Annotated in this window: 25 protein-coding genes; 9 read left to right on the top strand and 16 right to left on the bottom strand. The window is 59.4% G+C overall.

What is annotated here, in order from left to right:
* Positions 1 to 10: 10 nt before the first annotated feature.
* The 3 genes from F8N85_RS10980 to F8N85_RS10970 form a co-directional block, all read right to left on the bottom strand.
* Positions 11 to 1,726: a proline--tRNA ligase gene (locus F8N85_RS10980; RefSeq protein ID WP_150803645.1), complete on the bottom strand. Its 1,716-nt coding sequence runs from the start codon at positions 1,724 to 1,726 to the stop codon at positions 11 to 13.
* Between the two features lie 118 nt (positions 1,727 to 1,844).
* On the bottom strand, positions 1,845 to 3,389 hold the full coding sequence (locus tag F8N85_RS10975) for an AmpG family muropeptide MFS transporter (protein WP_150803644.1): 1,545 nt from the start codon (positions 3,387 to 3,389) through the stop codon (positions 1,845 to 1,847).
* A gap of 42 nt (positions 3,390 to 3,431) precedes the next feature.
* Positions 3,432 to 3,785, bottom strand: a complete 354-nt coding sequence (locus tag F8N85_RS10970) for an MGMT family protein (protein WP_150803643.1) — start codon at positions 3,783 to 3,785, stop codon at positions 3,432 to 3,434.
* A gap of 163 nt (positions 3,786 to 3,948) precedes the next feature.
* Here F8N85_RS10970 and F8N85_RS10965 point away from each other — a divergent pair, with 163 nt between their 5' ends.
* Positions 3,949 to 4,956 (top strand): DUF481 domain-containing protein, encoded by a 1,008-nt coding sequence (locus F8N85_RS10965; protein WP_150803642.1) that lies wholly within the window; start codon positions 3,949 to 3,951, stop codon positions 4,954 to 4,956.
* A gap of 648 nt (positions 4,957 to 5,604) precedes the next feature.
* On the opposite strand, the gene F8N85_RS10960 is transcribed toward F8N85_RS10965, so the two are convergent.
* Entirely contained in the window at positions 5,605 to 5,814 is a 210-nt protein-coding gene (locus F8N85_RS10960; protein WP_014336857.1) for a cold-shock protein, read from the bottom strand.
* 355 nt (positions 5,815 to 6,169) lie between these two features.
* On the opposite strand from F8N85_RS10960, the gene dcd reads away from it, so the two are divergent.
* Both dcd and F8N85_RS10950 read left to right on the top strand, forming a co-directional pair.
* Positions 6,170 to 6,736, top strand: coding sequence for a dCTP deaminase (dcd, locus tag F8N85_RS10955; protein WP_150803641.1), 567 nt, complete (start codon positions 6,170 to 6,172; stop codon positions 6,734 to 6,736).
* 107 nt (positions 6,737 to 6,843) lie between these two features.
* Positions 6,844 to 7,053 carry a hypothetical protein gene (locus tag F8N85_RS10950; RefSeq protein ID WP_150803640.1) on the top strand — a complete coding sequence of 70 codons (210 nt, stop codon included), beginning with the start codon at positions 6,844 to 6,846 and terminating at the stop codon, positions 7,051 to 7,053.
* Positions 7,054 to 7,198: 145 nt separating this feature from the next.
* On the opposite strand, the gene F8N85_RS10945 is transcribed toward F8N85_RS10950, so the two are convergent.
* From F8N85_RS10945 to F8N85_RS10915, 7 genes are all read right to left on the bottom strand, one after another.
* Positions 7,199 to 7,963, bottom strand: coding sequence for an ABC transporter ATP-binding protein (locus F8N85_RS10945; protein ID WP_150803639.1), 765 nt, complete (start codon positions 7,961 to 7,963; stop codon positions 7,199 to 7,201).
* A 13-nt stretch (positions 7,964 to 7,976) separates the two neighbouring features.
* Complete coding sequence (locus F8N85_RS10940) at positions 7,977 to 9,095, bottom strand: succinylglutamate desuccinylase/aspartoacylase family protein (protein WP_150803638.1); 1,119 nt, start codon at positions 9,093 to 9,095, stop codon at positions 7,977 to 7,979.
* Between the two features lie 9 nt (positions 9,096 to 9,104).
* The gene (locus F8N85_RS10935) at positions 9,105 to 9,815 is read right to left on the bottom strand and encodes an ABC transporter permease (RefSeq protein ID WP_150803637.1); all 711 of its coding nucleotides are present in this window, start codon (positions 9,813 to 9,815) and stop codon (positions 9,105 to 9,107) included.
* Entirely contained in the window at positions 9,812 to 10,540 is a 729-nt protein-coding gene (locus F8N85_RS10930) for an ABC transporter permease (RefSeq protein WP_150803636.1), read from the bottom strand. The genes F8N85_RS10935 and F8N85_RS10930 overlap by 4 nt, the downstream gene beginning before the upstream one ends.
* Before the next feature lie 57 nt (positions 10,541 to 10,597).
* Positions 10,598 to 11,380: a transporter substrate-binding domain-containing protein gene (locus F8N85_RS10925; protein ID WP_150803635.1), complete on the bottom strand. Its 783-nt coding sequence runs from the start codon at positions 11,378 to 11,380 to the stop codon at positions 10,598 to 10,600.
* A 236-nt stretch (positions 11,381 to 11,616) separates the two neighbouring features.
* Complete coding sequence (locus tag F8N85_RS10920) at positions 11,617 to 14,067, bottom strand: penicillin acylase family protein (protein WP_150803634.1); 2,451 nt, start codon at positions 14,065 to 14,067, stop codon at positions 11,617 to 11,619.
* 195 nt (positions 14,068 to 14,262) lie between these two features.
* Positions 14,263 to 14,907: a glutathione binding-like protein gene (locus tag F8N85_RS10915; RefSeq protein ID WP_150803633.1), complete on the bottom strand. Its 645-nt coding sequence runs from the start codon at positions 14,905 to 14,907 to the stop codon at positions 14,263 to 14,265.
* 145 nt (positions 14,908 to 15,052) lie between these two features.
* Between F8N85_RS10915 and F8N85_RS10910 the strand changes: the two genes are divergently transcribed.
* Positions 15,053 to 15,610 carry a cysteine hydrolase family protein gene (locus tag F8N85_RS10910; protein WP_150803632.1) on the top strand — a complete coding sequence of 186 codons (558 nt, stop codon included), beginning with the start codon at positions 15,053 to 15,055 and terminating at the stop codon, positions 15,608 to 15,610.
* Between the two features lie 242 nt (positions 15,611 to 15,852).
* Here the strand turns inward: F8N85_RS10910 and F8N85_RS10905 are convergent, their stop codons facing one another.
* The 4 genes from F8N85_RS10905 to F8N85_RS10890 all read right to left on the bottom strand — a co-directional run bounded on the left by F8N85_RS10905 (position 15,853) and on the right by F8N85_RS10890 (position 17,615).
* On the bottom strand, positions 15,853 to 16,074 hold the full coding sequence (locus F8N85_RS10905) for an SEC-C metal-binding domain-containing protein (RefSeq protein ID WP_150803631.1): 222 nt from the start codon (positions 16,072 to 16,074) through the stop codon (positions 15,853 to 15,855).
* A gap of 5 nt (positions 16,075 to 16,079) precedes the next feature.
* Positions 16,080 to 16,568, bottom strand: coding sequence for an LEA type 2 family protein (locus tag F8N85_RS10900; protein ID WP_150803630.1), 489 nt, complete (start codon positions 16,566 to 16,568; stop codon positions 16,080 to 16,082).
* A 68-nt stretch (positions 16,569 to 16,636) separates the two neighbouring features.
* A complete protein-coding gene (locus F8N85_RS10895) occupies positions 16,637 to 17,113 on the bottom strand; it encodes a YchJ family protein (RefSeq protein ID WP_150803629.1) in 477 nt (158 codons plus the stop codon).
* A 4-nt stretch (positions 17,114 to 17,117) separates the two neighbouring features.
* The gene (locus tag F8N85_RS10890; protein ID WP_150803628.1) at positions 17,118 to 17,615 is read right to left on the bottom strand and encodes a DUF6231 family protein; all 498 of its coding nucleotides are present in this window, start codon (positions 17,613 to 17,615) and stop codon (positions 17,118 to 17,120) included.
* Between the two features lie 186 nt (positions 17,616 to 17,801).
* Here F8N85_RS10890 and F8N85_RS10885 point away from each other — a divergent pair, with 186 nt between their 5' ends.
* From F8N85_RS10885 to F8N85_RS10875, 3 genes are all read left to right on the top strand, one after another.
* Positions 17,802 to 18,497 (top strand): OmpA family protein, encoded by a 696-nt coding sequence (locus tag F8N85_RS10885; protein WP_150803627.1) that lies wholly within the window; start codon positions 17,802 to 17,804, stop codon positions 18,495 to 18,497.
* Positions 18,498 to 18,764: 267 nt separating this feature from the next.
* A complete protein-coding gene (locus F8N85_RS10880; RefSeq protein ID WP_150803626.1) occupies positions 18,765 to 19,028 on the top strand; it encodes a DUF1145 domain-containing protein in 264 nt (87 codons plus the stop codon).
* Positions 19,021 to 19,779, top strand: coding sequence for a collagen-like protein (locus F8N85_RS10875; protein ID WP_150803625.1), 759 nt, complete (start codon positions 19,021 to 19,023; stop codon positions 19,777 to 19,779). The genes F8N85_RS10880 and F8N85_RS10875 overlap by 8 nt, the downstream gene beginning before the upstream one ends.
* A 118-nt stretch (positions 19,780 to 19,897) precedes the next feature.
* Here F8N85_RS10875 and F8N85_RS10870 read toward each other — a convergent pair whose 3' ends face one another.
* Positions 19,898 to 20,362: a CopD family protein gene (locus tag F8N85_RS10870; protein WP_150803624.1), complete on the bottom strand. Its 465-nt coding sequence runs from the start codon at positions 20,360 to 20,362 to the stop codon at positions 19,898 to 19,900.
* A 98-nt stretch (positions 20,363 to 20,460) separates the two neighbouring features.
* On the opposite strand from F8N85_RS10870, the gene dinG reads away from it, so the two are divergent.
* Entirely contained in the window at positions 20,461 to 22,605 is a 2,145-nt protein-coding gene (gene dinG / locus F8N85_RS10865) for an ATP-dependent DNA helicase DinG (protein WP_150641636.1), read from the top strand.
* 95 nt (positions 22,606 to 22,700) lie between these two features.
* On the top strand, positions 22,701 to 25,124 hold the full coding sequence (locus F8N85_RS10860; protein ID WP_150803623.1) for a beta-agarase: 2,424 nt from the start codon (positions 22,701 to 22,703) through the stop codon (positions 25,122 to 25,124).
* Positions 25,125 to 25,221 lie beyond the last annotated feature (97 nt).

The following is a 25,221-nucleotide window of genomic DNA, read 5'->3' as shown; positions in this document are numbered from 1 at the left end:
TGATCTGGTTTCAGCGACGGATACGGGCCTGGAGGAACGACAGTACGTCAGCGACCGGCAGCGCGTGCGCTTCGGCTTCGGTACGGCTCTTGTATTCCAGGTTGCCTTCGGCGAGACCGCGGTCACTGACCACGATCCGGTGTGGAATGCCGATCAGCTCCATGTCTGCGAACTTGATGCCCGGGCTGGTTTTCTTGTCACGGTCGTCCAGCAGCACTTCAAAGCCGGCTGCAGTCAGTTCTGCATACAGCTTGTCGGTGGCTTCGCGAACCTGTTCGGTTTCGTAGCGCAATGGCACCAGGGCAACTTGGAACGGGGCCAGGGTGTCGCTCCAGATGATCCCGTTGGCGTCGTTGTTCTGCTCGATGGCCGCAGCCACTACGCGGGAAACGCCGATGCCGTAGCAGCCCATTTCCAGGGTGACCGGCTTGCCATTCTCGCCCAGCACTTCGCACTTCATCGCTTTGCTGTACTTGTTGCCCAGCTGGAAGATGTGCCCGACTTCGATGCCGCGCTTGATTTCCAGGGTGCCCTTGCCGTCCGGGCTTGGGTCGCCGGCCACGACGTTACGCAGGTCGGCCACTGTCGGAACCGGCAGATCGCGCTCCCAGTTCACGCCGAAGTAATGCTTGTCGTCGATGTTTGCACCGATGCCGAAGTCGCTCATCAGCTCGACGGAACGGTCGATGATGATTGGCAGCGGCAGGTTCAACGGGCCGAGGGAACCGGCGCCGGCGCCAATGGCGTCGCGCAGATCGGCTTCGGAAGCCATGACCAGCGGGCTGGCTACGCCTGGCTGGTTGGCGGCCTTGATTTCGTTCAGCTCGTGGTCGCCACGGATGATCAGGGCAATCAGCTTGCCTTTCTCTTCAGCGTGAACCACCAGAGTCTTGATGGTCTTCTCGATCGGCAGGTTGAAGCCTTCGACCAGTTGCGCGATGGTCTTGGCGTTCGGCGTGTCGACCAGACGCAGATCTTCGGCCGGTGCGGCGCGGGAAGTTTCGCGCGGCACGGCTTCGGCTTTCTCGATGTTCGCGGCGTATTCAGAACCGTTGCTGAAGACGATATCGTCTTCGCCGGATTCGGCCAGTACGTGGAACTCGTGGGAGCCGGCACCGCCGATCGAGCCGTTGTCGGCTTCAACAGCGCGGAACTTCAAGCCCAGACGGGTGAATACGTTGCAATACGCCTGGTACATGCGGTCGTAGGTGACCTGCAGCGAAGGCTGATCAGCGTGGAACGAATAGGCGTCCTTCATGATGAACTCGCGGCCGCGCATCAAACCGAAGCGTGGGCGGATCTCGTCACGGAATTTGGTCTGGATCTGGTACAGGTTGATCGGCAGCTGTTTGTAGCTGCTCAACTCGTTGCGCATCAGGTCCGTGATCACTTCTTCGTGAGTCGGGCCGGCGCAGAAATCGCGACCGTGGCGATCCTTGAAGCGCAGCAATTCAGGGCCGTACTCTTCCCAACGACCGGATTCCTGCCACAGCTCAGCCGGTTGCGTGCTCGGCATCAACACTTCAAGAGAGCCGGCGGCGTTCATTTCTTCACGAACGATGGCTTCGACCTTGCGCATCACTCGCAAGCCCATCGGCAGCCAGGTGTACAGGCCCGAGGCGAGTTTGCGGATCATGCCGGCGCGCAGCATCAGCTGATGGCTGATCACGACCGCATCGGAAGGCGTTTCTTTCTGTGTGGCGAGCAAATATTGACTGGTGCGCATGGTTGGCCGTTGTCGGTTGCTAATGACTAGAAATGACGGAGCATTGTACGGGCGAGATCCGTTGGCGTACAGGATCTCGGCCGGACGAACCGGGAAGGGCGACGAAAGCCGGTGTTAGTCAGGACTCTTCGGTGACCGCAGCGTCATTGGCCACGCGAGCGCGGCGGTTTTCCTGATGCCACTGCAAACCAATCAAGAGCAAGGTTGGCACGCCGAGCAGGGCGGTGATCAGGAAAAAGTCGTGATAGCCGTATTTCTCCACCATCACCCCGGAGTAACCGCCGATCAGCCGTGGCAGCAACAGCATGATCGAGCTGAGCAGGGCGTATTGTGTTGCGGAGAACTTCAGGTTGGTCAGGCTCGACAGGTAAGCGACAAACGCCGAAGTGGCAAGGCCCGAGCTGAAGTTATCCAGCGAGATAGTGGCGATCAGCATGTTCAGGTTGGCGCCCATGTCGGCGAGCATCAGGAACAGCAGGTTGGTGCCGGCCGAGGCGATCCCACCGATCAGCAGAATCGGCAGGATGCCGAAGCGCACGATCAGCAAGCCACCCATCCCGGCGCCGACCAGGGTCATGATCAAGCCGAAAATCTTGCTGACACTGGCGATCTGATCCTTGGTGAAGCCCTGGTCGATGTAGAACACGTTGGCCATCACGCCCATGACCGTGTCGGACATCCGATAGGTGGCGATCAGGCCCAGCAGCAGGAAGGCTTGCCAGCGATAACGCAGGATGAAGTCGTTGACCGGTGTCAGCACCGGTGCCAGGCCGCGACGTCCTATGCTCGAGAGGCACAGGCTGGTGAGCGTGACGTAGAGGATGGCCCGCAGGAAAGCTCGGTCCTCCAGTACCAGGTCGAGCGGGCTGATGCCGTCGAACAAGACGCTGGCGAAATCGGTGTTGTAGAGCTGGGTAAACATCGCCGGCACGGAAACCAGCAGCACGATCAGGACGAACACCGAGGCCAGTTGATGCACGAAGCTGTAGCGGCCCGCCGACAGTTGAGTGCGCAGCGGTACGGGCGGCTCACGCATAAAGAGGGTAGTGAGCAGCGCCGGGATCATCAGTGCACCGAACAGGATGTAGGTGCCGGCCCAGGCTGAGTGTTTATAGTTGAACCCGGTGGAGCCGAAACCTTCGGCGAAGAACAGCGCTCCGGCCGTGGCCAGCAATGCCGCAATTCGATAGCCGGACATATAGGCCGCAGCCAGGGCAGCTTGCCGGCTGTCTTCGGCAATTTCCAGGCGGTAGGCGTCGACCGCGATGTCCTGGGTGGCCGAGGCGAAGGCCACGACCACTGCGATAGCGATAAGCCATGACAGGTGTTTTTGCGGGTCGCAGAAGCCCATGCCGATCAATCCGAGGATGACCAGTGCCTGGGCCAGGACCAGCCAGGAGCGACGACGACCGAGTTTGCCGAGAAACGGCAGGCGCCATTGGTCGAGCAGCGGCGACCATACCCATTTAAAGGCATAGGCGAGGCCGATCAGGCTTGCGTAGCCGATGGTTTCGCGGGCCACTCCGGCCTCACGCAACCAGACTGAAAGCGTCGAAAACACCAGCATGTAAGGCAGGCCGGCGGCGAAACCCAGCAACAACAACACGAGGGTCGAGGGGCTGGCATAGGCGGCGAGTGCGGCGCGCCAGGTTTGACGGGGCATGGGCTGGAGTCTGCCTCAGATTACGGAAACAAAGCGCGCACTCTAACCGCTGTGCTCTACCGGGCGCCAGCCATGACGCTGAATATCAACACGATTATTCAGGATACTAACGCCTTCCATGCGTAAACGTGCGCGCTGCTCATCCCCGGAAGCGCTCCCGGCCGGCAGGCTGAGGCGTCCACCAGCACCGAGCACGCGATGCCAGGGCAATTTGGTATCGCCGGGCAATTGGCTGAGGGTGCGCCCGACCCAGCGTGCGGCGCGGCCGAGCCCGGCCAGTTCGGCCAGCTGGCCATAGCTCACCACCTTGCCCGCGGGGACTTGAGCAAGTGTCAGATAGAGCGCCGTGCGTCGGATTTGCGCCGGGTTTTCGGATTCAGCAGGTGAGTCAGTCACGCTCTGGGGTCCTCAATGAGGTCGTATGACCGTCTGTAGAGTAAGTCCTTAATTGCTGGATGAGAAATGAACTCAATACTAATCGTCGGGTCAGTCCTTGCTAAGGCTTTCTCTATGGGGATAATGCCGCCTTTTTTTCGCGAACCTGAGTCCTGTTTTGCTTATGTTGTCCAGAACCCTGCTGTGCCTCGCTATTGCTAGTGCCTCCTCTCCCTTGCTTGCCGATACTGTCTGGTTGAAGAACGGTGACAAGCTAAGCGGTAAAATCAGCGTCTTTGATGGCGGCAAACTGCTGATCCAGACCGAATACGCCGGAGCTGTCCCGATTGACTGGAAACAGGTCAAGACTCTGGAGAGCGATCAGCAGCTGCTGGTCAAGCAGGATGCCTACACCGGGGAGAAGGCCAAAGCCCTGCATGCGGCGGAGGACGGCAAGGTGACCCTGGCCAACGGTGATGGTCCCAAGACCGTTGAGCTGGCGAGTATCCAGCAGATCCTCAAACCCAAGCCAGTGGTCGAAGATCTGGTATGGAAGGGCAATGTAGATATGGCGCTGGATTATCAGCGTGCGGAAAAGGATACCGACGATTACGACGTTGGTTTCAAGACCACCGCGCGTCACGGCAAGTGGCGTCATACGGCCGAAGGCGAATATAACCGCGAGTTCCAGGACGATGTGGTGACCACAGACAACTGGAAAGGCGAATATTCGCTCGACCGCTTCCTGACCGAAAAATGGTTCTGGCAGGGGCGTGCAATCTACAAACGCGACAAAGTCGAAGACCTGGCTCGCCAGCGTACCGTGGGTACCGGTCCGGGTTATCAATTCTGGGATAATGAATTGGGCGCGTTTTCCCTGGGCTCGCTGCTGAACCGAACTGACTATGAGTATGCGGACGGCGGCAAGGACAACTTCTATTCCCTGGCGATGAAGTGGGACTACAACCGTTTCCTGATCGGCAAGAGCGTCGAGTTCTTCACCAACGGCGAAGTCGGCAAGCCGCTATCGGGTGTGGCTGATTACTCCCTCGATACCGAAGTCGGTTTGCGTTACCGGGTCACGGAATGGGCATCGCTCAACCTCAAGGCGGAGAAGGATATTGTCAGTGGTTCCCAGGAGGGGGCCTTGGACAAGACCCGTTACACCGCAGGGTTTGGCGTTACCTGGTAAGCCTGTCCTTTGACAGCTCCTGCATTTGACCGGTGCACACGCGTCGCAGGAGCTGCCGCAGGCTGCGATCTCTTGATCTTGCTCCTGTGCCATCTCCAGAACCGCCACAAGATCGCAGGCTGCGCCAGCTCCTACGCCGACCGGGTACGCCTGTGAAATCGCAGGAATGCGCGATCCGACCGGGTACGCCTGTGAAATCGCAGGAGCGCGCGACCTTGTAGGAGCTGCCGCAGGCTGCGATCTCTTGATCTTGCTCCTGTGCCATCTCCAGAATCGCCACAAGATCGCAGGCTGCGCCAGCTCGCCGCCGACCGGGTACACCTGTGAAATCGCAGGGGCGCGCGATCCCGTAGGAGCTGCCGCAGGCTGCGATCTTTTGATCTTGCTCCTGAGCCATTCCCGAACCGCCACAAGATCGCAGGCTGCGCCCGCTCCTACGCCGACCGGGTACACCTGTGAAATCGCAGGGGCACGCGATCTTGTAGGAGCTGCCGCAGGCTGCGATCTTTTGATCTTGCTGCTGTGCCATCTCCAGAACCGCTAAAGGGTCGCAGTCTGCTTTCTGGCGATCTTTTACATCAGACAAAACACACAGGCACAAAAAAGCCCCGCTTTTAAGGGCGGGGCTTTTGCTGTATCAGTTACAAGTTAGATAACTTGAACTTCTTCAGCTTGCATGCCTTTCTGGCCGCGGGTAGCGACGAAAGAGACCTGTTGGCCTTCTTTCAGGCTTTTGAAGCCGTCAGATTGGATAGCTTTGAAGTGAACGAACAGGTCGTCACCGGATTGTGGAGTGATGAAGCCGAAGCCTTTTTCATCGTTGAACCACTTAACGGTACCAGTTTGGCGATTAGACATGGTGTATCTCCTTGGACAAAGTTAACTGCGACTCAGGAAAAGCCCTGGCCGAGACTGAGTGCAAAGAGCAGGAAAAATTCTTGGAGATGGTTGGATCGAAATTCAACATATCGTGTAGAGATTCTCAGTGACACAAGCAGCACAGTGGCGCTACCTTAACCCGTTTTCCGGAACGTGCCAATGGTCTTTGCGAAGGTTTCTCTATTTTCGTGACTGACGGTCCGGTGCTCATGGCTGTGTACTGTAACTATTGCTGGGCATCGACGAGAAAATCCCCCCAGACTTTGAACCCGACGGCGAGCACCGGTAAGATGCCGGACAGAATTTTTCCACCTCGCTATTCAGGACACCCGCCATGAGCATCAAATCGGACAAGTGGATTCGCCGCATGGCGCAAGAGCACGGCATGATCGAGCCCTTTGTAGAGCGTCAGGTGCGCGGCGAAGGCGCTGACCGGGTGATTTCCTACGGCGTCTCGAGCTACGGCTACGACGTGCGTTGCGCGGATGAATTCAAGGTGTTCACCAACATCAACTCGGCGACCGTCGATCCGAAGAACTTCGATGAGAAGAGTTTCGTCGACGTCAAAAGCGATGTGTGCATCATTCCGCCGAACTCCTTCGCCCTGGCCCGTACCGTGGAGTTTTTCCGTATTCCGCGCAATGTGCTGACGATCTGCCTGGGTAAAAGCACCTACGCGCGCTGCGGCATCATCGTCAACGTCACGCCGCTCGAGCCTGAGTGGGAAGGTCATGTGACCCTGGAATTCTCCAACACCACCACGCTGCCGGCGAAGATCTACGCCAATGAAGGCGTGGCGCAGATGCTGTTTTTCGAATCCGACGAAGAGTGTGAAATCTCCTATAAAGACCGTGGTGGCAAGTACCAGGGGCAGCTGGGCGTCACCTTGCCGCGTACCTGACTCCGACATCTGACGAACAGTGGGAATTCTTGAGCGGGCAGATACTCTATTGAAAGTACTGCTCCGGTTCGCGCAATGCGAGCCGGGCCAACGCTCAGGAGTGCCCTATGAAAATCGATCCGCGAATAAGTGCCGAACTGGCAAGACTCGAGCCCAATCAGGTTGGCATGCTGGCCTGGTCTTTGTTGGCGCATCCGTCGGTCACGATGGCGGGCGGCATTCCTGGCCAACCCGATCCGGATACCCCGAACGAACAACCGACCGAACCTGGTGAGCCCACCCTACCGGATGAGCCGCCTCCCGCCCCCGTAGCTTGACGCAACGGGTTCCCGGCTCCACACATTCCTCCCGTAGCAGCTGCCGAAGGTGCGTCCGGCTGTGTGTAGCAGCTGCCGAGCCTGCGGCAGCTGCTACATGGACTGCGAACGGCGTGACCGGCAACAGAGTATCCAGGGAGGGAAGTTATTTCAGGTTGCCGCTGAGAAACTGCCTGAGCCGTTCACTCTTCGGATTGCCCAGCACCTCCTGCGGCGTACCTTCTTCCTCTACCAGCCCCTGGTGCAGAAACAGCACCTGGCTCGACACCTTGCGGGCGAAGCTCATTTCGTGGGTGACCATGATCATGGTCCGGCCTTCTTCGGCCAGACCCTGGATCACCTTGAGCACTTCGCCCACCAGTTCCGGGTCAAGGGCCGAGGTCGGTTCGTCGAACAGCATGACTTCCGGTTCCATCGCCAGAGCCCGGGCGATGGCCACGCGCTGCTGTTGACCGCCGGACAGAAACGCCGGGTATTGATCGGCGACCCGGGCAGCCAGGCCGACCTTGTCGAGATAACGCCGGGCGCGGTCTTCGGCGTCTTTCTTGCTGCAACCCAGTACCCGGCGCGGGGCCATGGTGATGTTTTCCAGCACCGTCATGTGGCTCCACAGGTTGAAGTGCTGGAACACCATCGCCAAACGAGTGCGGATCCGTTGCAACTCGTCCTCGTCGGCCACGCGGATGCCATGCCGGTCCTTGATCAGGCGGATCGGCTGGTCATCCATGGTCATGGCACATTCGTTGGGCTGTTCGAGGAAGTTGATGCAGCGCAAAAAGGTACTTTTGCCTGAGCCGCTGGCGCCGATCAGGCTGATGACGTCGCCGGTTTTGGCCTTGAGCGAAACACCTTTGAGCACTTCATGGTCGCCGTAACACTTATGCAGGCCTTCAATGGTCAGTTTGTACATGGGGCATGCATCCTCAAGGCGAAAGTAGGTAGCCGCTGCGATAGGCTTCGGTGCCTGCGACATGGGCGATCACCATGCCGGCGGTGGCCATGCGCCGCAGCGAGCGGGCGTACATCAACCCGGCGTTGTTGCAATGAACGGGTGTGACGCTGTCGTTGATCGGATCGATGACTTCGGCGACCAGTTGCCCGGCCTCAAGGTATTCACCTGGCAACGCGGCAAATACCAGCAGGCCGCCCACGGACGTTGCCACCGGTTCGACGCCCGCCAGCGGCGTGGCCGGGTAGGACAGTTCGGGCAGAGGCGCCGTTTCGCCAGCGATGGCACCGTACTGTGTCAGATAGTCGATGATCGCCTGGCAGTCCAGGCTGGCCAGCCCGTGATTGACATCACCCTGACCACGCAGCTCGACGGTGACCGAAAAACTGCCCGGCGGAATCTCAAAATGCTCGCCAAAGCGCTGTTGCAATTGCCACCAGAGCAGGGTGAAGCATTCATCGAAGGATTGTCCGCCCGAATCGGTCGCCAGCAGGCTGGCTTCGGCGCCGATGTAGCGCGCCAAAGGCTCGACCTGCGGCCAGGCTTCAGGGGTGGTGTACAGGTGCGCGACGGCTTCGAAATCGCAATGCAGGTCCAGCACCATGTCCGCGTCGCAGGCCAGTCGTTGCAGGGTCAGGCGCTGGGATTGCAGTTGGGTGCTGGCTGTTTGCCGGGCCAAAGCCTTGCGCAAACAGCTGCGGATCAGTTGGAGATTATGTTTAGGGTCATCCTTGAGCTGGCCTTCGATCTCGTTACCGACCTCTTCACTGAGGTCGACGAACCAGCGATTGAAGTTTTGCCCGCTTTCCAGCTCGTAGCGGCCCAGCGGCAGGTCCATCAGCACCTGTTCCAGGCCGACCGGGTTGGCCACCGGCACTAGTACGATTTCACTGCGCAGGCGGCCTTGAGCTTGCAGCTCGGCCAACCGCAGCTTGAGGTGCCAGGCCACCAGCATGCCGGGCAGTTCGTCAGCATGCAGGGATGACTGGATGTAGATCTTGCGTTCGGCCTGCTGCGGACCGAAATGGAAACTGTGAATCTGTCGTGCAGTCCCCGGCAGCGGGGCAAGCAGGTCATGAATCTGGTGGCGCATGTGAAGGTCCTAGTGGGTCGGCCCGAGGAAAGCCAGCCATCGGCGTTCGGCGAGGCGGAACAAACCGACCAGCGCAAAGGTGACGGTCAGGTAGATCAGCGCGGCTATGCCGAACGATTGGAAGGTCAAAAAGGTCGCCGAGTTGGCGTCGCGGGCGACTTTCAGTACATCCGGGATGGTCGCGGTGAAGGCCACGGTGGTCGAATGCAGCATCAGAATCACTTCGTTGCTGTAGTTCGGTAACGAACGGCGCAGCGCCGAAGGCATGATCACATAGGCATACAACTTCCAGCCGGTCAGGCCATAGGCTTTTGCCGCTTCGACTTCACCATGGTGCATGCTGCGGATCGCCCCGGCAAAAATCTCCGTGGTGTAGGCGCAGGTGTTCAGGGCGAAGGCGAGGATGGTGCAGTTCATCGCGTCGCGAAAAAACGCATCGAGCACCGGCTGCGAGCGCACGGCGGCCAGGCTGTAGATCCCGGTGTAGCAGATCAGCAACTGAATATAGAGCGGGGTACCGCGGAACAGGTAGGTGTAGAACTCCACCGGCCAGCGGATGTAGGGTTTGGGTGAAACCCGGGCGATGGACAACGGGATCGACACCAGGAAACCGATGAAGATCGAGGCGCTGAGCAGCCACATCGTCATGGCCAGGCCGGTGATGTGGTAGCCGTCGCTATAGAGGAAGGGTCTCCAGTACTCCTGCAGAAGTTCGATCATCGTACGGCCTCCCGGGAACCAGCCGCGTAACGGCGTGCGAGCCAGCGCAGGACAACGTTCGAGGCGCTGGTGATCAGCAAGTAGATCAGGGCCGCCAGTACCAGAAAGTAGAACAGTTGATAAGTGCTTTTACCGGCATCCTGAGCCGCCTTGACCAGGTCGGCCAGACCGATGATCGACACCAGCGCCGTGGCCTTGAGCATCACCATCCAGTTATTGCCGATGCCCGGCAGGGCAAAGCGCATCATCTGCGGAAACACTACCAGACGAAAACGCTGACCGCGTTTGAGGCCATAGGCGGTGGCGGCTTCGACCTGGCCGCGAGGCACGGCGAGAATCGCGCCGCGGAAGGTCTCGGTGAAATACGCACCATAAATGAAGCCCAGGGTAATCACCCCGGCGCTGAATGGGTTGATCTCGATGTATTCCCATTCCATGAAGTCGGTAAAGGTGGTCAGCCAGGTTTGCAGGCTGTAGAAAATCAGCAGCATCAGCACCAGATCCGGCACCCCACGAATCAACGTGGTGTAGAGCTGGGCCGGAACTCGCAACAGCTTGATGGGGGAAAGCTTGGCACTGGCGCCGATCAGGCCGAGCAGAACGCTCACCAGTAGCGACAACACCGATAATTGGATGGTCATCCAGGTGCCTTCCATCAGCAGCGGGCCGAAGCCCTGCAGGCTGAGGGCGGAGAGCCCCAAGGTTTGTAACAAGTCTTCGAACATGGGTCGTGCCTTTGACAATCGAAAAAACGCCCACCGTTTTCGGTGGGCGCCAAGGGATTATTTCCCGCTGTAAAGATTCAGATCGCCAAAGTGTTTCTTCTGAATGGTGGCGTAGGTGCCATCATCGTGTAACGCTTTGATACCTTTATCGAGTAGTGCCTTGAGATCTTTGTTACCTTTCGAGATACCGATAGCAGTTTTGGATGGCAGCAGTTCGCTTTCGACCGGCTTGCTCACTTCGTAGTCAGCACCTTTTGGCGACTTCAGGAAACCCAGTTCGGCTTGCAACATGTCCTGGATCGAGGCATCGAGACGCCCGGAAGTCAGGTCGGAGTACACTTGGTCCTGATTCTGATAGGCCTGGGTTTTCACCCCCGCCTTGTCCAGTACGGCTTTGGCGTAGGCTTCCTGAATGGTGCCCTGCTCGTAACCGACGGTTTTGCCTTTGAGCGAGGCAAGGTCCGTGCTCAGGCCGGAACCCTTTTTGAAAACATAGGAGGTAGGGCCGGAGAACAGCTCATTGGAGAAGTCGATGACTTTCTCACGGGCCGGAGTCACGGTCATGGAGGAGATCACACCGTCGAATTTATTGGCTTTGAGGCCCGGGATCATGCCGTCGAAATCGCTTTCGACCCATTTGCACTTGACCTTCAGTTCGGCGCAGATCGCATTGCCCAGATCGATATCGAACCCCACCAGGCTACCGTCCGCCGCTTTGGACTCGAACGGCGCGTAGGAAGGGTCAACACCAAAACGCAGCTCTTTATATTCCTTGGCCAGCGCGGAACCGGCTGCCATGCACAACGCCAGTGCAGAAAGGGTCAGCAATGCTTTTTTCATTATTCAATCCTAAAAACCAATATGAGCGCTTGTGGCGCAGAATTATTGTTACTGGAAAGCGTAAGACCCATAGAAGGTAGCAATTTCCGAACCATAGTCCCGAACAAGTGTTTTAAAAGGTTGTTTTCTCCAGAGGTATTGTCATGGCGTGCCCGAAAACGGACAGACGCAAATGACTGCACCAGGCGGGAGCGTATGATCGCTCCCACACTTTGCGTGGGAACGATCATCGGGATTTACTTTCCAGGCACCAAGGTCAATCGCGACTTGCCATAGACCTTGTCGAAGTTCTGCGGCTGCATCGGGAAGCTCATGTATTGGCCCTTGAGCCAGGGATCGATACTGTTGAGGTAATGCGGGCTGGCCGGGTTACCGGATTGGCCGGTGCTGTTGAGGCCCATCATCGGTTCGGCTTGGCCGAAGTCGACGATAAAACGCATGGCCGGGATCAATGTGGTGTCGAAACTCTCGCCCCATGCGTACGCGGCGGTATTCAGCGTGGTGTGATCGCCGCCCGCGGGCTGTGGACCGCGCACGGGCTGGCCACCGGCGTTTTTCCACTCGTAGCGGTGCAGTTTGCCCCACTGCCAGGCGCGGTGATCGGCACCCATCTGACTGTTACCGGCAGTCATCGCCGCGGCCAGGCTGCGCGCAAGGATCGTTGGTTTATCTTCCTTGCTTGGCGTGCGGCTGTCGTCCCAGAACGGACTGTCTTCGCGGCCGAGCAGGTGGTCGGCCTGAGCCGAGTAGGACAGGTTGCCGTTGGCGACGAAGGCTTTCCAGGCCGGGCTGGATTCCGGGCCCAGTTCGTCGAGGAAGATCTGCCGGGCGCTTTCCTGCAGGAACAGCTCATAGATGGCGGCGTCTGCCGAAGTCGGGTTGAGTTTGCCGTCGAACGCCATCAAGCGGCTGTAGGCTTCGCGGGCCTTGCCTCGTTCGGCTTCAGGCAGGGCCTCGATGGCCTGCTTGAGCGGCTGGGACATACCCGGGGTTTCGAACATTTTCTTCAGCTTGGCGGCGAAGGTGGTGGTCTGGTCGTACTGCATGGCGATCATGCTGCGAGTGTCGTGTTTGCCGGCACCGGCCAGTTCAGCGATGCGCTCACCGCGCTCCGGGTAGTACCAGGAGTTGGACAACTGCATGCCGTAGCCGTGGGGGATGATCCGCTGGTTGGCGGTGCCGAGCCAACCCTGGGCCGGATCCTGATCATAGGGGTGCAGCATCGGGTCGGCGTAACCGTCCCAATCGTAGCGACCTTCCCAGCCCGGGGATGGCAGCAGTCCTTCACCTTCACGACGGTTGGGGAAGCGACCGGTGACTTGCCAGCCGATATTGTTTGCGTCGGCGAACACCATGTTCAAGGCGATGGCGCGGATCTCGCGGCTGGCGTCGGAAGCCTTTTCGACGTTTTGCGCACGGGACAGGTCGAAGAAAGCATCCAGGCTCTTGTCGTCCTTGAGGTTCGGCGTTTGCAGCGCCAGTCCGTAACCACTGCTTAGTGTGGTGCCCAGCGCGCTGTTGAGCAGCGGGCCGTGGCGGGTTTCGTACACCACTTCGCGAATCGGCCGCTGGCCTTTGACAAAGTAGGTTTCGTTACGAACGATAGCCGGCTGCCATTTGCCGTCGACTTCGTAATAGAGCGCGTTGCCCTGGCGTTTGAGTTTTTCGAGGAACAGATCCTGGTTGTCGCCCATGACCATGCTCATGCTCCACGCCACCTTGCCGTTGAAACCGGCGACGATGGCCGGGATCCCGGCGACCGAGACACCGGCAGCCTGGTATTTCGGCGCGCGCAGTTGCACGTAGTTCCATAACGACGGCACGGCAATCGGCAGATGGCTGTCGCTGGCCAGCAGGCTTTTACCGCTGCGACTGCGCTGCGGTGCAACGGCCCAGTTGTTCGACGCCGCGACGCTCAGCAGATTCAGCCCGGAAAGTTGCTCGGTGACCTTGCCAAGGTCAGCCAGGCCCGGGATTTGTCCGCTGAGGTTAAGACCCTTGAGTTTTTCCGCTTCGGCGAACGGCAGCGCTTCATCCGGGTAGGACGGAGTCAGCCAGGCAAGTTTGTCGGTGCCGACGTTTTGCGCCAGTACCAGCGAGGCGATTTCTTCCTGCAAGTTTGTCGATTGGCTGAAGTTGAGCAGGCAAAAGATCAGCGCCGAATCTTCCGGTTTCCAGTATTCGGGCTTGTAGCCAGTGGCGGCGAGGTCCGGCGGCAGCTTGTCGCGGTAGCGGAACAGGTAGGCGTTGACGCCACGCGCATAGACCTCGAAGAAGCGCTTGAGGCGGGGCGAAGCGGCGGTATACAGCTCACTGGCGTTTTTCTTCAGATTGACCGCCCGCATCAACCGGTCGGCTTCCAGTACATCAGCGCCGGACATCTCGGCCAGACGTCCCTGAGCCAGCAGGCGCATGGTGAGCATCTGGGTGATGCGATCACTGGCGTGCACGTAACCCAAGGTAAAGAGCGCATCGTGGAACGTGTTGCTCTCGATCAGCGGCATGCCCATGGCATTGCGCCGCACCGATACGTTCTGTGCCAGCCCTTTGAGCGGTTGCACGCCGGAAGTGGGGGGCACGGTGTCTTGTGTGTCCCAGGTCTGACAACCGGTCAGGCCCAGAGCACCGGCCACTGCAGCGGCAACGCCGAACCGGGGAAGAAAATGTGTGAAGGCTGGCGAGGCCATGGCAAGGCTCCTGCGGGGGTAGTGCTGATAAAGGCGCTACGTTAGTGAGCAGGAGGTTGCCGCGCAAGCGGGATGCGAGGGTTATTTCGTCTTTGTCAATTAAAGCGCTTTCGCGGGCAAGCCCGCTCCCACAGGTTTGCGATGTTTTTGTGGGAGCGGGCTTGCCCGCGAATGATCTCAAGGCCGCCGAAAAACTCAGGATTTAGGCGGATTGATTTTCGCTGCCAGGGCATAGGCCCTTACAGTCGCCGGGCGATCCAGGATGTGATTGAACCAGCGTTGCAGGTTGGGGAAGTCCTCCAGGTTCTGGCTTTGCCACTTGTGTGAGACGATCCAGGGGTAGATCGCCATGTCGGCGATGCTGTATTGGGCCCCGGCGACAAAGTCACGGTCGGCCAGTTGCTTGTCGAGGACGCCATACAATCGTGCGGTTTCATCGATGTAGCGCTTCATCGCGTAGGGGATTTTCTCCGGGGCGAATTGGCTGAAGTGATGATTCTGCCCGGCCATAGGCCCCAGGCCTCCCATTTGCCAGAACAGCCATTGCAGGGTTTGCTGGCGACCGCGCAGGTCCTTGGGCAGGAACTTCCCGGTTTTTTCCGCGAGGTACAAAAGAATTGCCCCGGATTCGAACAACGCCAACGGCTCGCCACTATCCACCGGCTCCTGGTCGACAATGGCCGGGATTCTGTTGTTCGGAGAAATCTTCAGGAATTCAGGCTTGAACTGGTCGCCGTTGCTGATATTTACCCCGTGCACTTTGTACGGCAGGCCGGCTTCTTCCAGGAACAGGGAGATTTTGTGGCCATTGGGGGTGGTCCAGTAATACAGGTCGATCATGGAGTTCTCCAGGTGAGATGCGTCTTTGGCTACGGACAGCAAACTCTGGCATCAGGTCGTCCTGTTTGCTTTCGATGGCTTGCCAGTAGGAATAGGTGATGTTGAAGTGCGGAAAATTCAATCTCACCGCAGGAGTAAATTCGGCATGGAGCTCAAGGCAAACGCGGCGCTGATTCTGATCGATCAACAAAAAGGCATTCATCACCCGAAGCTCGGACGGCGCAACAATCCTCACGCCGAGGACCGGATAGCCGAGTTGCTGGGCCATTGGCGTGACACGGCGCGGCCGGTAATTCATGTGCAGCATATGTCCCGCTTACCGGACTCGGTGTTCTGGCCGCGGCAGTCGGGTGTCGAGTTTCAGCAGCGATTTGTGCCATTGCCGGGCGAGCAGGTGATCCAGAAACAGGTGCCGGATGCGTTTTGCGCAACGACGCTGGAGGTCGGCTTGAGAGAGGCGGGGATCGAGCAATTGATCATCGTCGGCGTGGCGACCCATAACTCGGTCGAGTCCACCGCGCGCACGGCGGGCAATCTGGGCTTTCAAACCTGGGTAGTGGAAGACGCCTGCTACACCTTCGACAAGGCAGACTATTTTGGCAATGCGCATACAGCCGAAGCCGTGCATGCGATGTCGTTGGGGAATCTGAATGGGGAGTATGCGACGGTGGTTGATACCGCGCAGATTCTGAAGGAAGGCTGAAATTTGAGGGAAAGCAGTCGCACCTTGGCGCCTGCATCGTCGGAACGCCGCCCGGAGCAAGTCGGATCGCCGCACCGCCGCTCCCACATTGGATTTGCGCCGATCAGATAATCGATAGTCGGCACAGATAAAATGTGGGAGCGAGCTTGCTCGCGATGGCAATTAAACAGGCGATGCATCAGCGAGGTTAGTGTCCGAGAACACTGGAGCCCAGCTGGGGAGGCTTGTTGGACGTTACTGCATCAAGCGCCGTGGCACTTCTTGAACTTCTTGCTGCTGCCGCACGGGCAAGGATCGTTGCGGCCGACGTCTTTCAACGCATTGCGCACGGGCTCCTGGTGAGCGTGACCGCAGTCGGGGCCGTGAACATGGCCATGGTCGTGATCATGGTGCTGGTGCTGGTGCTGGTGCTGGTCATGATCGTGGTTGCAGTCAGGGCCATGGACATGAGGTTCTTGGGTCATTGAGGTCACTCCGGAGTAAAATCGGCGGGAATTATCTCGCCAATGCGCTTCAGGTGCACGTAATAGGCGATGAATAATCCGGTTTCCAGTTCACCTTCAAGTCGATAAGGGATGGGTTGCTGCGGTTTTCGCAGCAATTTCACCACTTCACGCACCTTCGGCCAGAGATTGGTGCGGATCGGCACCTGGAAATAGCCGCTGCTTTTCGGCTTCACGGTGAACCACTTTTCGTACTCGCCTTCGGTCAGCAGCATTTGCCCCAGGTGAATCCGGTATTCCAGTCCGCGCACCGTCAGGTCGCTGTCGTTGGGGTTGTCGACGCGAAAATACAGGCGAAACTTCTGCTCCAGGAGTTTGGCCCGGACCACTTCAACCTTGACCAGATGCACTTGCGGATCGATCCAGTCATTGTCCATAAACCAGGACGCGCAACCGCCCAATGACAGCAGCAGGAGCAGGCTGATTGTCCTGAATGCTCGAAAATCGGAGACCATGCCATTACCTCCTTGATACCCAGTCTAGCAACCGGGTGTTCAGGTGTTGGCCTGGCCTGGGTTGACGCTCAGCTGGCGAAATAGCTCGAGCAGCACTTCTTGAATTTCTGACCGCTGGCGCAAGGGCAGGCGTCGTTGCGTCCGGCCTTGAGTTGCACCGTGGGATCGATGAAGTACCAATGGCCACAGTTCTGCACGAACGACGAGCGTTCGCGGTGACTGTGTTCACCACCGCCATCATGCCAACGGGCGGTAAACGTCACGAACGCATGTTCGGGTTGGCCGCCGAATACCTCGGAGCTTTCCACTTCCAGGCCCAGCCAGGTGCTTTGGGCACTCCACTCACTGATTGATTGACGATCCAGGGCAGCCTGCTGTGCGGGCAGGGTGGTCGCCACCAGATAGTCCACCAGGCCCAGCACATAAGCGCTGTAGCGCGAGCGCATCAAGGACTCGGCGCACGGCGCCGGGTGGCCCGCATGGTAGTGGCCGCAGCAGACATCGAGCAGGTTGCCGCTGCCGCAGGGACAGATCGAGGTACTCATCGCATTACCACCAATACTTGCCGAAGTTTTCCGGGTTGGCCCAGAACCGGGCATTCAACCAGTCGGGCACTTGTTTGTAGTCAAGCAGATCGTAGGTAAACAGGGTCAGCTCCTGCTCGTCACGCTGGAAGCGTTCGCTGGCTTGCAGCGCCAGGGAGAAAAAATCGGTCTCCTGCCAGCCACAGGCCGAAAGATCCGCCAGCACGGCAATACGGCTGGCATTCAGATTACGAATCCCGCCTAACAGGTTCAGACCCTCGCGCTTGGGCAAATGTTCGAGGCAGTCGACCACCAGTGCCAGGTCGAAGCGGCGTGCCGCCAGTTCTGCCGGCAGAGGGCCGGGTGCGGCTTGCGCCACACAGGAGTCCGGATGCGCCAGCTTGAAGGCTGCGAGTGCCGGGAAGTCGCTGGCACCGATCAACAGCAGACGATTCGGTGCATAACGATCGAGCAAAGCGGCGAGGGCTTGCTGGGGTGTGCGCGAAGAAATACCTGCGATCATCGAAAATCCTCAATCAGAACTGCAAAGACTAGCGCGCTCGAACGCTCGGGCCTAGACCAGGTTTTACAAAGTGAAGGCATCTGCGGCGAATACCGGACAAAATCGCAGATGACGGATTGCTGGCGGAGATGAAAACTGCGGTCTTTACTTCTTGAATTGGCAGCCGGTCTTTTCAGGAGAAAGTTAATGAGCATAGTTCGGATAGCGTTACCCCTGGTTCTGCTAACCAGTGTGTTGACTGGTTGCGCAGGTTTGCAGAAAACCGACTGGCCGACCTGTGCCGCTGTCGGGGGCCTCGGTGGTGCGGCGTTGGGCGCGTTCGAGAGCACCTCCTGGGCAGGTGGTGGTGCCTTGTTCGGTGCCGGTATGGCCGCGGCCTACTGCTGGGTGCATGGCGATGGCGACGAAGACGGTGATGGCGTGCCGGACAGCCGCGACAAGTGCCCGGGGACGCCGAGAGGCGTGCAGGTCGATGCCAACGGTTGCCCTCCAGTGCCAGAGCCTGTCGTCGTTGAAGAGGTGGTGGTGGTCAAAGAGGAAACCATCGTGATCCGTGATGTGAACTTCGAGTTCGACTCGGCGAAGCTCACAGCAGCGGATAAAGCCAAACTCGACACCATTGCTACTCGTCTGAAACAAGAAGCGCCGAGTGCCCAACTGCGCGTCACTGGTCATACCGACAGTGTCGGCAGTGATGCCTACAACCAGCGGCTCTCGGAGAAACGTGCACGCTCGGTGACGGAGTACCTGATCAGCTCGGGAGTGCCTCGCAGCAACTTCGTCTCGGTGGTCGGTGCGGGTGAGAGCCAGCCGGTAGCCGACAACAAAACGGCCGACGGGCGCGCCATGAACCGTCGCACGGAAATTCAAATCAACCGCTAAACCCCTCGCATCCCGCGGCTTGTGTGGTCGCGGATGCGGGTCTTTTACTCCTGTGGAACCGGCATGGGCCGGTAACACAGGAGCATTAATCACTAAACCGGCGGGCCGAGTTGATGGCCGGACGCTGATTGGCAGCCGTCGGACCGACGATCCTCGCCGATCCGGCGGCCAAACAGCGCGTGCAGAAGAATTTTTTGTTGGCCACTGGCTAATCCCTCGAGGAACTCGTTACTGTGCATGCAAAGAACAATTCTCGACGGGTGAGCTATGAAGGTGTTGTGGGGGCTCGGAAAGTTGTTGACCTTGCTGTTCTGGTTAGTCGTGGTGGTCAATCTGCTCAGCCCGCTGATAAATCCATTCAACTTAATGATCAATATTGCCGGCAGCCTGCTGTTGCTGACCCATCTGCTGGAGCTGGTACTGTGTAATCGCAGCCTCAAAGGCCGCCCCCATCCTTGGCGTGATCGCTTGAAGATTCTGCTGTCTGGCGTTTTCCATCTGCAAACCATCCCGGAGCGCAAGCATGCGTAATCTCTGTCTGCTGGCCGCTTTGTGCAGCCCTTTGGCCTATGCCCAGGTGGTAACGGTCGAAACCAATTCGTTGCTGCGTTTGCCGAACACCACCAGTGTCCTGCAACTGGAGCGCCTGGAAGTCGCCGATTATGGCACCCTGCTGATTCCTTCCAATGTGACCGAAGTGACTGTCGGCGAACTGCATCTGGGCCATGAAGCGCGGATCGCCATAGTGCCCGCCGAGCAAAGCCTGCAATTGAACGTCAGCCATGCTCAATTGGGCAGCGGCAGCCAGATCACCTCGCGCGGTGCGCCCGGCACTTACTTCAAGGCGGCCAGGCCGGGGCGTAACCTCAATCTGCGGATCAACTCGCTGAATGCTCCCGAGCTTTCGGTGGATGCCCGCGGTGGTGCGGGTGCGCCAGGTTATGCGGGGCTGGATGGCGCCAACGGTCAGGCACCGGGTTGCGCCTGGGGCCAGGCCGGTCGTGGTGCCGACGGTGACAATGGTGGTGATGGCCATCCCGGCGCCGCCGGTGCGCAAGTTCGGCTGCAATTGCCAAAAGACTATCCGGCTGCGCAGCTTAACGTCCGGGTCGACGGTGGCACCGGAGGGGTGGCAGGAGCGGCCGGCAAGCCAGGCGCGGGCGGCAAGTCCAAAGGTTGCTTCGTTTACCGCGCCGATGGCGGCAAGAGCGGACGCCCTGGCGTTGAAGGCCAGCCAGGATCTGCCGGTGAGGCAGGATCGGTGACAGTGCAGCGGTTGTAAGCTGTTTCCGAGATGTTTGGTGCCTGACACACCGCTTTCGCGGGCAAGCCCGCTCCCACAAGGTTCGCGCACTACCTATGTGGGAGCGGGCTTGCCCGCGAAGCTCTTAAGATCTAAATCAAAACATCGGCCTTGCCGAAGCCACCGCCACCAGCAGCAACCCGATAATCAGATTGATCCCCACCAAGCGCCGGATCTTCCCCAGGGTCGCCGCTCCGTTCGGCCAATCCTCGGCCAGCACCGCTATCCTCAGCTCCGGCAGTTGCAATGCCGAAATACGGATAAACAGCGCAGTCATCACCACATACAATCCCATCATCACCTGCACATAACGCGGCGCGGTTTCAAAACCGTTGAAGCGTAAATGGATCAGGCCAACACCACTGATCGGCAAAAGCACCACAGCGACCCAAACCCACACAAAAAAACGTTGAAACACTTCTACCCACAGCTTCAGCCGTGCCGGACCTTCGAGTGCTGCCATAGCGGCCGGGCGCAGGACCAGCCAGGCGAAAAACATACCGCCGACCCAGACCAGGGCCGCCAGTACATGCAGGGTGTAAGCAAGGCTAAAGGGGGTCATTCGGGTACTCCGTTCTGCGCGGGATGAATTAGCGGGTTATGATAGCGACCGATTCGAACCACTGAAAATTTATCCAGCGTTTCTCGCGCCCGAAGACCATGATCAGCAACGAACTCAAATCCCAGATCCAGGGCGCTTATTCGCGTTTTCTCGAAGCCAAGAGCCTCAAGCCGCGTTACGGCCAGCGGTTGATGATCGCCGAAGTGGCCAAAGTCCTAGGTGACATCGCTACCGATGACGAAGGCCGGCGCAGTGGCGACCCCGCGGTAGTGGCGGTGGAAGCCGGCACCGGTACCGGGAAAACCGTGGCCTACAGTCTGGCGGCGATTCCGACCGCCAAGGCCGCCGGCAAACGCCTGGTGATTGCCACCGCGACCGTCGCATTGCAGGAGCAGATCGTTTACAAGGATTTGCCCGACCTGATGCGTAACAGCGGCTTGAACTTCACCTTCGCCCTGGCCAAGGGCCGTGGGCGCTACATGTGCCTGTCCAAGCTCGACATGTTGTTGCAGGAAGGCCATGCGAACACCGCCACGGCGCAGCTTTTCGAGGAAGAAGGCTTCAAGATCGAGGTCGACGAGACCAGTCTGAAGTTGTTTACCAGCATGATCGAAAAGCTCGCCGGGAATAAGTGGGACGGCGACCGCGACAGTTGGTCCACCGCCCTCGAGGATCAGGACTGGGCGCGTCTGACCACCGATCACAGCCAGTGCACCAACCGTCATTGCCCGAACTTCGGCCAGTGTGCCTTTTACAAGGCCCGCGAAGGCATGGGCAAGGTCGACGTGATCGTCACCAACCACGATATGGTCCTGGCCGACCTGGCGCTGGGCGGTGGTGCGGTACTGCCGGACCCGCGCGATACGCTCTATGTGTTCGACGAAGGACACCACCTGCCAGACAAGGCCATCGGCCATTTCGCCCATTACACCCGTCTGCGCTCCACCGCCGACTGGCTGGAACAGACCGCCAAGAATCTCGCCAAACTGCTGGCCCAGCATCCGCTGCCCGGCGACCTGGGCAAGCTGATCGAGCAGGTTCCTGAGCTGGCGCGGGAGATCAAGACCCAGCAACAATTCATGTTCACTGCGTGTGAGCAAGTGGCCGACTTCAAGCCCGGTGAAGACGTGGAAGGCCGTGAACGGCCGCGCCATCGTTTCGTCGGTGGGGTAATTCCCGAGCACATGCGCGAAATGGGTATCGAACTGAAGAAGGGTTTTTCGCGCCTGACCGACGTCTTCACCCGGCTCACCGAGCTGCTCAAGGAAGGCATGGATGGCGAGGTCAACATTGGCATCGCCAGCAATCAGGCAGAAGAGTGGTACCCGTTGTTCGGTAGCCTGCTTTCCCGCTCCCAGGGCAATTGGGAGCTGTGGACCGCATTCACCGCCGAAGACCCGGAAGACAACCCGCCGATGGCCCGCTGGCTGACCCTGGCTGAAAGTGGCTCGCTGTTCGATATCGAAGTCAATGCCAGCCCGATCCTTGCGGCAGAAATGCTCCGGCGCAACCTGTGGAATGTCGCCTACGGCGCGCTGGTGACCTCGGCCACCTTGACCGCGCTCGGTACCTTCGACCGCTTCCGCATGCGCGCCGGCCTGCCGAAAAAAGCCGTGACGGCGGTGGTGCCAAGCCCCTTCCATCACGCCGACGCCGGTGTGCTGCGGGTCCCGGACCTGCGCGCCGACCCTCGGGATGCCCCGGCGCATACGGCGGCGATCATCCGCGATCTGCCGTCATTGGTCGAAGGTTCGCGCGGTACCCTGGTGCTGTTCTCCTCGCGCAAACAGATGCAGGACGTGTTCGATGGCCTGGATCGCGACTGGCGCAAACAGGTGTTCATTCAAGGCAACCTGTCGAAACAGGAAACCCTGAACAAGCACAAGGCGCGGGTTGATAGCGGCGAATCCAGCGTGCTGTTCGGTCTGGCCAGTTTTGCCGAAGGCGTGGATTTGCCCGGCGCCTATTGCGAGCACGTGGTGATCGCCAAGATTCCGTTCTCGGTGCCGGATGATCCCGTCGAAGCGGCGCTGGCCGAATGGATCGAGGCCCGCGGCGGTAATCCGTTCATGGAAATCTCCGTACCGGACGCCTCGCTGAAGCTGGTCCAGGCCTGTGGCCGGCTGCTGCGCACCGAGGAGGACCGCGGCACCATCACCTTGCTTGACCGGCGCCTGGTCACGCAACGTTACGGCAAAGCCATTCTCAATGCGCTGCCGCCCTTTCGCCGGGAAATTTCTTGAGACACGGTGGGCGAAAATCGCCCACCACGTTGTCTATCTCCTATCACCGATTTTCCCCAGGCCGTTAACTGGTCGTTAGAGAGAACCTCGTTCCTATGATTCGCCGTTCGTTGCCCGCCGTTTTTGCTCTGTTGTTCGCCGCTCCGCTGCTGGCTGCGCCTGCCGGACAACAGACGCTGTTCAATTTTGTCCGCCCCGCCGATGTGGTTCAGGTGGCGACTGAAGATGCCAGCCTGCCGCAATCCAACGCCGAGCAAACGGCCGAAGGCGAAGTGTTGCGTCGGGTGACCTTCAACCCGGCAACCCGGCCGAACCTGCGCCTGACGCCGCGATCCGGTGCCTGGGACTGGTCGCAGTCGGGAGCCATGAGTCTGCGGATCCAGAGCGCGATGAACTGGCCGCTGACCCTTTACGTGACCATTCAGAGTAACGATGGCAAGACCCTGGTCAGCCGCATCGACCTGCCAGCCGGGCCGGTCCAGACCCTGTTAGTGCCATTGCAGGCCAGTTCGCCTCTGAGCCAGGGCATGAAAGCCGGGCCACCGATGCCGATGACGGTTGAGGGTCAACGGGTTTTGCTCGCCAGCAGCAGCGGTGAGCTGGATCGCAGCCAGGTGGTGTCGGTCACGCTGTCGATGGACCAGCCAAAAGTTGCCCAAAGCATCATGCTCGAGCGCTTTGGCGTGCAGGACGGTGAATCCGTGGAGAAGGCTGCTTACAGCTCGCTGGTCGATGCCTATGGTCAATCCACTCGGGCCAAATGGCCGGAGAAAGTCGCCACCGATGAGCAGCTCAAAAGCGCCGCCGGCAAGGAACAGCAACAGCTGAAAACCTGGCTTGCCGAGCGTGAACACACATCCCTGGACACCTACGGTGGCTGGAACAAGGGCCCGGCCTTCGAGGCGAGCGGTTTCTTTCGCACGCAAAAGCGTGACGGGCGTTGGTATCTGGTGACCCCGCAAGGTCACCCGTTCTATTCCCTGGGGGTCAACGCGGTCAGCGCCGATACCAACCAGACCTATGTCGCCGGTCGTGAATGGATGTTCGGCGCGCTGCCCAAGGCCGATGAGCCATTGGCCAGCTATTACGGCGAGGGTGACAACCGCGGTGGCAACGGCGTCGACAAGGGCCGCGGCTTCAACGCCGGCAAATGGTATGACTTCTATGGTGCTAACCTGCAGCGGACCTACGGTCAGCCTTGTGCACCGACCAGCGAAACCCAGGCTGGAGTAGCAGCGCCAGCCCAGGCCGATGCCAATGAGGCGCAGGTCGAGAAGCTCGCCGACACACCGGCGTCTGCACCTTGCGCCGCGCCAGTCTTCGACGAAAAGCGCTGGACCGGCCACAACCTTGATCGCCTGCAAGCCTGGGGTTTCAACACCATCGGCAACTGGAGCGAGCCGGCGCTGGGCCTCAAGGGTCGGGTACCGTACACCTTACCGTTGTCGATTGTTGGCGACTACACCAGCATCAGTACCGGCATCGACTGGTGGGGTGGCATGCCTGACCCATTTGATCCGCGGTTTGCCATGGCCACCGAGCGCGCCGTCGCCATCGCCACCCGCGATCATCGGGATGATCCCTGGGTGATCGGCTATTTCGCCGATAACGAGCTGGCCTGGGCCGGCCCCGGGGATGATCCGAAGGCCCGTTACGCGTTGGCTTACGGCACGTTGCGGATGACCACCGACGTCCCCGCCAAGCGTGCATTCCTCAAGCAGCTGCGCGACAAATATCGCAACCAGGCAGGTCTGTCGAAGGCCTGGGGTATCGACCTGCCAGCCTGGGAACTGATGGAAGACCCGGGTTTCGAGCCGCCGCTGCCAAGCGCGGAATATCCGGAAATCGAAGCCGACTTCAAATACTTCCAGAAAGTCTTCGCCGATACCTACTTCAAAACCATTTCCGACTCGCTGAAATGGCATGCGCCGAACCACCTGTTACTGGGCGGTCGATTTGCCGTCAGTACCCCTGAAGCGGTCGAATCCTGCGCGCAGTATTGCGACGTAGTGAGCTTCAACATGTACACGCTCAAACCGCAGGATGGTTATGACTTCACCCGCTTGCGCGAGCTGGACAAGCCGGTCTTGATCACCGAGTTCAACTTCGGCTCTCGGGATCGTGGGCCGTTCTGGGCCGGCGGCACCGAAGTGGCGAAGGAGGAGGATCGTGGCCCGGCCTACGCCAACTTCATCAAGCAAGCGCTGGCCGAGCCGCAGATTGTCGGCGTGCATTGGTTCCAGTACCTCGATCAACCGGTGACCGGTCGTCTGCGGGATGGCGAAAACGGCCACTTTGGTCTGGTGGGTATTACCGACGTGCCGTTCCAGGGCTTTGTCGACAGCGTGCGCAAGAGCAACCTGCAGGCGGTCGATCAACTGGGCAAAGAAACCGAGCAGGCCAAGGCCGCTGCCGATAAAATCGCGACCCACAAGGATGAAGGTGGCAAGCAAGGCAACCCGGGCAAGGGCGCGGGGCAGGGCGGACAGGCCGGTGGGCATTCGGCGAATGGCCACTAAAGGCTGATCGTCATCGTTCTTCGCGAGCAAGCTCGCTCCCACAGGTACAGCGCGGCCGTTGTGGGAGCGAGCTTGCTCCGTGCGGCGCTCCGACGAA

The organism is Pseudomonas fluorescens (assembly GCF_902497875.1).
GTDB classification, from domain to species: Bacteria; Pseudomonadota; Gammaproteobacteria; order Pseudomonadales; family Pseudomonadaceae; genus Aquipseudomonas; species Aquipseudomonas fluorescens_BR.
Note: the sequence above shows the minus strand (reverse complement) of the source record. Positions and strands in the feature narration are given on the sequence as shown.

Bases quoted from the DNA above. Each gene is read 5' to 3' on its own strand.
- F8N85_RS10980 (WP_150803645.1), bottom strand. From the start codon at position 1,726: ATGCGCACCAGTCAATATTTGCTCGCCACACAGAAAGAAACGCCTTCC.
- F8N85_RS10975 (WP_150803644.1), bottom strand. From the start codon at position 3,389: ATGCCCCGTCAAACCTGGCGCGCCGCACTCGCCGCCTATGCCAGCCCC.
- F8N85_RS10965 (WP_150803642.1), top strand. From the start codon at position 3,949: ATGTTGTCCAGAACCCTGCTGTGCCTCGCTATTGCTAGTGCCTCCTCT.
- F8N85_RS10960 (WP_014336857.1), bottom strand. From the start codon at position 5,814: ATGTCTAATCGCCAAACTGGTACCGTTAAGTGGTTCAACGATGAAAAA.
- dcd (WP_150803641.1), top strand. From the start codon at position 6,170: ATGAGCATCAAATCGGACAAGTGGATTCGCCGCATGGCGCAAGAGCAC.
- F8N85_RS10950 (WP_150803640.1), top strand. From the start codon at position 6,844: ATGAAAATCGATCCGCGAATAAGTGCCGAACTGGCAAGACTCGAGCCC.
- F8N85_RS10945 (WP_150803639.1), bottom strand. From the start codon at position 7,963: ATGTACAAACTGACCATTGAAGGCCTGCATAAGTGTTACGGCGACCAT.
- F8N85_RS10940 (WP_150803638.1), bottom strand. From the start codon at position 9,095: ATGCGCCACCAGATTCATGACCTGCTTGCCCCGCTGCCGGGGACTGCA.
- F8N85_RS10935 (WP_150803637.1), bottom strand. From the start codon at position 9,815: ATGATCGAACTTCTGCAGGAGTACTGGAGACCCTTCCTCTATAGCGAC.
- F8N85_RS10930 (WP_150803636.1), bottom strand. From the start codon at position 10,540: ATGTTCGAAGACTTGTTACAAACCTTGGGGCTCTCCGCCCTCAGCCTG.
- F8N85_RS10925 (WP_150803635.1), bottom strand. From the start codon at position 11,380: ATGAAAAAAGCATTGCTGACCCTTTCTGCACTGGCGTTGTGCATGGCA.
- F8N85_RS10920 (WP_150803634.1), bottom strand. From the start codon at position 14,067: ATGGCCTCGCCAGCCTTCACACATTTTCTTCCCCGGTTCGGCGTTGCC.
- F8N85_RS10915 (WP_150803633.1), bottom strand. From the start codon at position 14,907: ATGATCGACCTGTATTACTGGACCACCCCCAATGGCCACAAAATCTCC.
- F8N85_RS10910 (WP_150803632.1), top strand. From the start codon at position 15,053: ATGGAGCTCAAGGCAAACGCGGCGCTGATTCTGATCGATCAACAAAAA.
- F8N85_RS10905 (WP_150803631.1), bottom strand. From the start codon at position 16,074: ATGACCCAAGAACCTCATGTCCATGGCCCTGACTGCAACCACGATCAT.
- F8N85_RS10900 (WP_150803630.1), bottom strand. From the start codon at position 16,568: ATGGTCTCCGATTTTCGAGCATTCAGGACAATCAGCCTGCTCCTGCTG.
- F8N85_RS10895 (WP_150803629.1), bottom strand. From the start codon at position 17,113: ATGAGTACCTCGATCTGTCCCTGCGGCAGCGGCAACCTGCTCGATGTC.
- F8N85_RS10890 (WP_150803628.1), bottom strand. From the start codon at position 17,615: ATGATCGCAGGTATTTCTTCGCGCACACCCCAGCAAGCCCTCGCCGCT.
- F8N85_RS10885 (WP_150803627.1), top strand. From the start codon at position 17,802: ATGAGCATAGTTCGGATAGCGTTACCCCTGGTTCTGCTAACCAGTGTG.
- F8N85_RS10880 (WP_150803626.1), top strand. From the start codon at position 18,765: ATGAAGGTGTTGTGGGGGCTCGGAAAGTTGTTGACCTTGCTGTTCTGG.
- F8N85_RS10875 (WP_150803625.1), top strand. From the start codon at position 19,021: ATGCGTAATCTCTGTCTGCTGGCCGCTTTGTGCAGCCCTTTGGCCTAT.
- F8N85_RS10870 (WP_150803624.1), bottom strand. From the start codon at position 20,362: ATGACCCCCTTTAGCCTTGCTTACACCCTGCATGTACTGGCGGCCCTG.
- dinG (WP_150641636.1), top strand. From the start codon at position 20,461: ATGATCAGCAACGAACTCAAATCCCAGATCCAGGGCGCTTATTCGCGT.
- F8N85_RS10860 (WP_150803623.1), top strand. From the start codon at position 22,701: ATGATTCGCCGTTCGTTGCCCGCCGTTTTTGCTCTGTTGTTCGCCGCT.